The sequence below is a fragment of the Geodermatophilus sp. CPCC 205506 genome (genome assembly GCF_051383635.1).
Classification (GTDB): domain Bacteria; phylum Actinomycetota; class Actinomycetes; order Mycobacteriales; family Geodermatophilaceae; genus Geodermatophilus.
Map to the genome: position 1 here is coordinate 1 of NZ_JALPKP010000097.1, position 7157 is coordinate 7157.

7 protein-coding genes are annotated in these 7157 nt (G+C 74.2%); 5 read left to right on the forward strand and 2 right to left on the reverse strand.

The features are described 5' to 3' along the window. The first annotated feature begins 174 nt into the window (after positions 1-174). Positions 175-1428, forward strand: coding sequence for an MFS transporter (locus MY520_RS27550; RefSeq protein ID WP_436695890.1), 1254 nt, complete (start codon positions 175-177; stop codon positions 1426-1428). A gap of 9 nt (positions 1429-1437) precedes the next feature. Here MY520_RS27550 and MY520_RS27555 read toward each other — a convergent pair whose 3' ends face one another. Both MY520_RS27555 and MY520_RS27560 read right to left on the reverse strand, forming a co-directional pair. Next, complete coding sequence (locus tag MY520_RS27555; RefSeq protein WP_436695891.1) at positions 1438-2619, reverse strand: NAD(P)/FAD-dependent oxidoreductase; 1182 nt, start codon at positions 2617-2619, stop codon at positions 1438-1440. A 2-nt stretch (positions 2620-2621) separates the two neighbouring features. Next, positions 2622-2813 carry a ferredoxin gene (locus tag MY520_RS27560; RefSeq protein WP_436695892.1) on the reverse strand — a complete coding sequence of 64 codons (192 nt, stop codon included), beginning with the start codon at positions 2811-2813 and terminating at the stop codon, positions 2622-2624. Positions 2814-2926: 113 nt separating this feature from the next. On the opposite strand from MY520_RS27560, the gene MY520_RS27565 reads away from it, so the two are divergent. From MY520_RS27565 to MY520_RS27580, 4 genes are all read left to right on the forward strand, one after another. Beyond that, positions 2927-4204: a cytochrome P450 gene (locus MY520_RS27565; protein WP_436695893.1), complete on the forward strand. Its 1278-nt coding sequence runs from the start codon at positions 2927-2929 to the stop codon at positions 4202-4204. A gap of 2 nt (positions 4205-4206) precedes the next feature. Continuing rightward, the gene (locus MY520_RS27570) at positions 4207-5028 is read left to right on the forward strand and encodes a mycofactocin-coupled SDR family oxidoreductase (protein ID WP_436695894.1); all 822 of its coding nucleotides are present in this window, start codon (positions 4207-4209) and stop codon (positions 5026-5028) included. An 89-nt stretch (positions 5029-5117) separates the two neighbouring features. Beyond that, a complete protein-coding gene (locus MY520_RS27575) occupies positions 5118-5957 on the forward strand; it encodes a mycofactocin-coupled SDR family oxidoreductase (protein WP_436695895.1) in 840 nt (279 codons plus the stop codon). A gap of 145 nt (positions 5958-6102) precedes the next feature. Further along, a partial coding sequence (locus tag MY520_RS27580; protein WP_436695896.1) for an HNH endonuclease occupies positions 6103-7157 on the forward strand: 1055 nt, incomplete at its 3' end.

Genomic DNA, 7157 nt, shown 5'->3' on the forward strand with positions numbered 1-7157 from the left:
CACCCGCTCGGCCGCCTCCGACCGCGGCGCCGGCGCCAGACTCAACGGACTGCTCATGCGCTGTGGCTCCGCGCACCGGCCGGATCGGCGTGGGACATGGGGACCTCCGGTGGACGTCGGGACTCGTGCCCAGGGATTCCGCTCGGGGAGAAACTAGGATAAGCATTACCATTGATGAGCGGAAGTCGTCGAGCCCCGCGCACCGGCCGGCTCGCCGTCCTCGTGGTCAGCACCGCGGCCATGGGGCTGGGCGCCGCGCCGACCTTCCTGGTCGCCTACCTGGGCCCCGACCTCCGCACCGACCTCGACCTGACCGGCGCCCAGCTCGGCCTGCTCGTCGGCCTCTTCTACGGGTCCACGGGGATCACCTCGCTCGTCGCCGCGCGGGTGGTCGACCCGCTCGGCGCCCGCCGCTGCATCGTCCTGGACCAGGTCCTGGTCGCCGCCGCACTCGTCGTCGCGGCCCTGTGGCCGGGCTTCGCCGTCCTGGCGGTCAGCAGCGCCCTCGCCGGCTCCGCCTACGCGCTGGCCAACGCCGGCACCAGCCTGGCGGTCACCTCGGTGTCCCCCGCCGGCCGGGGCGGGACGGCGGTGGCGGTCAAGACCGCCGGCATCCCGCTCAGCGCGACGGTGCTGGCACTCGCCGGACTGCCCGCCGCGGGCCTGATCGGCTGGGAGGGCGTGGCCCTGGTGCTGGCCGGACTGACGGCGGCCAACGCGGTGGCCGGCGCGTTCGTGCTGCCGGCGGCCCGCCCTCGGGGCCCGGCCCGGCCGGGGACCGACGGTGGGCGACTACCCCGCCGTTTCGCGTGGGTGGTGCTGGCGTCGTTCTGCTTCGTCCTGGGCTCGCAGCCGCTGTTCTCCTGGCTGGTGCTCGCCCTGGTCGACGCCGGGTTCTCCCGCGGCGCGGCGGGGGCGGTGTCGGCCGCCGGCACCGCCCTGGGCGCGGTCACGATGGTCGCCGCCGCCCGTCGCGCCGACCGGACCGGCCCCCGCCGCCGGGCACTGATGGCCGCCGGAGTCGCGGCCACCTCGGTCGCCGGGACGACGATGGTGTGGGTCGGCAGCCACGTGGCACTCGCCCTGCTCGTCGCGGGCGCGGTCCTGGCGATGCTGGCCGACCTCGTCCTCTCCGGGTTCGCGCACGGGGTGGCCATCGACCGCGCGCCGCACGCCGTCGGCCGCGCGACGGCGGTGATGTCGAGCGGCTACTACCTCGGGGCGCTGGTCTCCCCGCTGTCCTTCGGTGCCCTGTCCGACCTCACCGGGGGCTATGACGCCTCGTGGGCGTTCACGGTCGCGGCGATGTGCTGTTGCGCGCTGTGCTACCTGGTCGTGCAGCGCTGGGTGCGCCCGCCCGCCGTCGGCGCTGCCCCGCGGGAGGTCACGCCGGCGGCAGCACCGGTGCCGGGCGGCCCACCGCCCTGACGGCGGCGGTCAGGCGGCGGAGAGCGCCTCGTCCCACCCGGCCCCGGCGGCCAGGAGCTTGCGGAACGGGAGCAGCTGCTTGATCGCGCCGAAGCCGACCACCGAGCGCAGCAGCCCGTCGCCACCGGTGAGCGCGACGAAGGTGCCCTCGAGGTCGCCGTGGACGACGCGCAGCTCGTCCTGCGGGCGCACCTGGCCGAAGACCTGGAGCTTGGCGCCGAGCTGGTCGGTCCAGACGTAGGGCACCGACTCGTGCAGCGTCGGCGTCCCGGCGAGGTTGGCCGCGACCACGCCGGCGGTCTCGACCGCGTTGGTCCAGTGCTCGACCCGCACCTCCTCGCCGGACCGGGGGTGCCGCCAGCGGGCGACGTCCCCCACCGCGTACACCCCCTCGGCGGCGGCGAGGTGCCCGTCGCACACCACGCCGTCGCGCAGGTCCAGGCCGGAGCCGGCCAGCCACGCCGTCTCCGGCACCGTGCCCAGGCCGAGGACGACGACGTCGGCCGGCAGCCGGCTGCCGTCGGTCAGCCGGACGCCAGTGACCCGGTCGGTCCCCTCGACGGCGGCGACGGCCACACCCATGTGCAGGTCCACCCCCGCGGCGGCGTGCCGCCGGGTGAACGCCGCTCCCAGCTCGGGGCCGAGGCCGCGGATCATGAGCGACGGCAGCGGCTCGACCAGGGCGACCTCGCGGCCGAGCTGGCGCATGGTCCAGGCGATCTCCGCGCCGATGAAGCCGCCGCCGACCACGACGACGCGCGCGCCGTCGGTGCTGGCCGCGCGGATGGCGGTGGCGTCGGCGGCGGTGCGCAAGGGGTGCACGCCGGGCCGGGGCTCGAGCTCGGGCACCGACCGCGGCGACGAGCCGGTCGCCACGACGAGGGCGTCGAAGGCCACCGACTCCCCGCCGTGCAGGGCGACCCGCCGGGTGTCCAGGTCGACGTCGACCGCACGCCCGGGCACCAGCTCGACGTCCAGCGCGCCGAGCCGCTCGCGGGTGGTGAGCGGCGCGGCGACGGCGTCCGGACCGGCGAGGAACGCCTTGGACAGCGGCGGCCGGTCGACGGCGATGCCGTCGGTGGCACCGGGCTCGGCGCCGACCAGGACGACGTCGGCGTCACTTCCCCGCCGGCGCAGCCCCTCCACCGTCCGGACGCCGGCCAGCGACGCCCCGACGACGACGACGCGCACGGTCAGGAGACCGTGATGGCCCGCTCGGGGCAGCTGTCGGCCGCCAGCTGGGCGTCGGCCTCCAGCTCCGGCGGCACGGGGTCCACCATGACGATGGCGTGGCCGTCGGACTCGTCGAGCTCGAACACGTCGGGTGCGCTCATGTGGCAGACACCGTGGCCCTGGCACACGTCCAGGTCGACAGAGACGCGCATCGTGTCCCCTCCCGGGTGGGGCCGGTGCGGAGGAGGCTCCGCGCCGTGTGTTGACAGAGATAAACCAGGATAAGCATTATCACACTGTGATGTTGAGCAGAGACGAGGATCACATGAGCACACGCGGCCGGTGCCCCGTCGTCCACTTCGACCACCACTCGCAGGAGCACGCCGAGGACACCGTCGGCAGCTACCGCGAACTGCGCCAGGCCCATCCTGTCGCCTGGTCGGAGGCCCATGGTGGCTTCTGGGTGCTCACCGACTACGAGTCGGTCTTCGAGGCCGCCCGCGACGACGACGTCTTCTCCTCCCAGCGGCTCGACCAGTACGGCGGGCCGGGGCTGTCGGTCGTCATCCCGAAGACGCCGATGCACAAGCACATCCCGATCGAGATGGACCCGCCGGAGTTCCGCTCCTACCGCAAGGTGATCAACCCGATCGCCTCGCCGGCGGCCGTGGCGAAGATCGAGGACATGATCGTCCGCTGGACCACCTGGTTCATCGACGAGCTGATCGAGTCCGGGCAGGCCGACCTCGCCCAGGTCATCGGCGTGCCGGCGATCTGCACGATCGACTGGCTCGGCCTGCCGGTGGAGGACTGGCAGGTCTACGCCCGCTCGCACCAGGCCACGCTGGCCGAGCAGACCGACAGCCCGGTCTACAAGCAGGCGGTCGAGGTCGACCTGCCGCGCTGCTCGGAGCAGATGCGCCAGGCGATCGCCGCCCGCTTCGCCGAGCCGCGCGAGGACGCCATCAGCTACCTGGTGCAGCAGGAGGTCGACGGCCGGCCGATCACCGAGGAGGAGGTCTTCTCGATCGTCGAGCTGCTGGTCAGCGGCGGCGTCGGGACGACGGCCTCGCTGGTCAGCCAGACCCTCGTCTGGCTCTACGAGCACCCCGACGTCCGGCAGGAGCTCATCGACGACCCCTCGCTCCTGGACAAGGCGCTCGAGGAGTTCCTCCGCTACTTCTCCCCCACCCAGGCACTGGCCCGCACGGTGCTCAAGGAGACGGAGTTCCACGGCTGCCCCATGGACGTCGGGGACCGGGCGCTGCTGGCCTGGTCGTCGGCCAACCGGGACGAGCGTCAGTTCGAGGACCCCGACGAGATCGACATCCACCGCTGGCCCAACCGGCACCTCGCCTTCGGCGTCGGCATCCACCGCTGCGCCGGGTCGCACTTCGGCAAGCGCATGGCCAAGGAGATGCTCGCGCAGGTCCTGGAGCGGATGCCGGACTACGAGGTCGACCTGGCCGGGCTCAAGCGGTACCCGCGGCAGGGGGTCAACAAGGGCTGGCAGCGGATCCCCGCGACCTTCACGCCGGGCGAGCGCCGGCTGCCGCCGGGCGCGGTCCCCGCCGGCGTCTCCGCCGCCTCCGCGCGCAGCTGACGGTGCCCTCCGGACTCGAGGGCACCGTCGCCCTCGTCACCGGCGCCGCCCGAGGCCAGGGCCGCAGCCACGCCGTGCGGCTGGCGGCCGAGGGCGCCGACGTCGTCGCCGTCGACATCTGCGCCGACATCCCGACCGTCGCCTATCCGCTGGCCACCGCCGACGACCTCGCCGAGACCGCCCGCCTGGTCGAGGCCGAGGGACGGCGGGTCCTCGCCCGCGTGGCCGACGTCCGGGACCGGGCGGCGCTCGACGCCCTGGTCGCCGAGGGCGTGGCCACCCTCGGGCCGGTCCGCACCGTCGTCGCCAACGCCGGGATCGCCCCGCTCATGGGCGGGGCGGGGGACGACGAGACCTTCGCCGACGTGCTCGCGGTCAACCTCACCGGCGCCTGGAACACCGTGAAGGCGGCCGCACCGTCGATGATCGACGCCGGACAGGGCGGCGCCGTCGTGCTGGTCAGCTCCACCCAGGGACTCAAGGGCACCGGCGGTGACGGCAGCGCGGGGATCACCGCCTACGCGGCCAGCAAGCACGGCCTGGTCGGTCTCATGCGCTCGTTCGCGCACTGGCTGGCGCCGCACTCGATCCGGGTGAACTCGGTCCACCCGACGGGCGTGCCCACGCCGATGATCACCAACGACGTCATGCAGGCCCTCCTCCGGGCGACCCCCGCCACCGCCGACCGCCAGGGCAACCTGCTGCCCGTCGCGATGGTCGAGTGCCGGGACGTGAGCGACGCGGTCGCCTGGCTGGTCTCCGACGCCGCCCGCTACATCACCGGCGTGACCCTGCCCGTCGACGCGGGCTTCGCCGTCCGCTGACCACCGCCGCACTGCCGGCGGGTCCAGACCGACGCGGCCGCACCGGCGCGGCCGGGGAACCGGGTAACCGGAGAACAGGAGCGCAACCGATGGCAGGACGCATGGCAGGCAAGGTCGCCTTCATCACCGGCGCGGCCCGCGGTCAGGGGCGCAGCCACGCGATCCGCCTGGCCGAGGAGGGCGCCGACATCATCGCCGTCGACATCTGCGAGGACATCGCCTCGGTGACCCCGTACTACCCGCTGGCCACCGAGGCGGAGCTCGACGAGACGGTGAAGGCCGTCGAGGCGCTCGACCGCCGCATCGTGGCCCGCAAGGCCGACGTCCGCGACCTCGACGGCCTGCAGGCGGCCTTCGACGAGGGCCTCGCGCAGTTCGGCCACGTGGACACCGTCGTGGCCAACGCCGGCATCGCCACCTACGGCCGGGCCTGGGAGCTCAGCGCCGACCAGTGGAAGGACATGATCGACGTCAACCTGACCGGCGTCTTCCACACGGCGAAGGTGGCCATCCCGTCGATGATCGAGGCCGGCCGCGGCGGGACGATCCTGTTCACCAGCTCGATCGGCGGCCTCAAGGGAATCCAGCAGGTCGGCCACTACGTCGCCTGCAAGCACGGCATCGTCGGCCTGATGCGGACGCTGGCCAACGAGCTGGGCGGCTACTCGATCCGGGTCAACACGATCCACCCGACCAACGTCGACACGATCATGATCCAGAACCCGGGGACCTGGGGGATGTTCGCGCCCGGCGATCCGGAGCCCACGCGGGAGAAGGCCATGCCCGGCTTCGCCTCGCTGAACACGCTCCCCGTGCCGTGGGTCGAGCCGGTCGACATCAGCAACGCCGTGCTCTTCCTCGCCAGCGACGAGGCGCGGTACGTCACCGGCGTGGCCTTCCCCGTGGACGCCGGCGCCTACGTGAAGTAGCGCTCCTGAGACCGGCCGGTCGCCGCGGGTGCCCCGAGCCTCGCGGCGACCGGCTTCCAGCGGCGTCTGCGCCTTTCAACAGTGGTTGCGCAAAGCTGCTGCTCAGCGTCCAGAAACTGTCGTACCCCCCGCATACCGTCGGGGCATGGAGTCGTCGGTCGCAGCCGAGCGCTCCCCCGTGGAGGGAGCCTTGGTCGGCTGGTGCCTGGAGCAGCCGGCGACGAACAGCCGGCTGCCGGTCGCGCTCCTCACCAAGGCGGAGAAGGCCGCCGAGATGCAGCGGCTGCAGGCCCGCAAGGCGATGGATGCCGCCTACGAGGCCGAGCTGGTGCTGGGGCTGGCCGACGACACCCCCGACACCGGCGATCCGCCGCCGGGCAGCCCCGGCGCGAAGCGGGGGTCGTGGGCGCCGGACGCGGAGCTGCCGGGCGTGAGCGAGTTCTTCGTGCCGGAGCTGGCGATGGTGCTCAACTGCGGCCGCGGCACCGCCGGCCATCTGGCCGCCCGCGCCTGGACCTACCGGGAGAACCTGCCCGGCACCTGGGCCGCGCTGGCCGCCGGCACCCTCGACGAGCCGCGGGCGAAGGTGCTGGCCGACGTGCTGGGCTCCACCTCCCCGGCGATCGCCCGGGCGATCGAGGCGGTGCTGCTGCCGCAGGCCGCCGGGCTGTCGCTGGGCCGGCTGCGGGCGCGGGCGCTGGCGCTGCTGCTCGAACGCGACGCGGCCGCGGCCGACCAGCGCCGCAGGACGGCGCGGCGCTCCGCGGACGTGCGCAGCTACCCCTCGGCTCTGGAGGGCATGGCGACCCTGGCCGCGGATCTGCCGGCGCCGGTGTCGGCGGCCTGTCTGGACGTGGTCGACCAGCTGGCGGCGATGCTGAAGGCCGACGGTGATCCGCGGCCGATCGGCGAGCTGCGCGCCGCGGTGCTGGCCGAGCTGATCACCCGGCCCTGGGATGACTCCCGGCCGGCGGTCACCGCGCAGCTGCGGATCACCGTGCCGCTCGCCTCGCTGGCCGGCGCCTCCAACGAGCCCGGCGAGGTGAGCGGGCTGCCGATCACCGCCGCCCACCTGCGCGAACTGGTGGCGCGGCTGGGCGCGCTGGGGCTGCGCGCACCCGCCGGCGGATCGCTGAGCCTGGCGCTCACCGATCCCGACGGGGCGCTGCGCGCCACCGCGACCGCGGCGGCGCTGGCCGG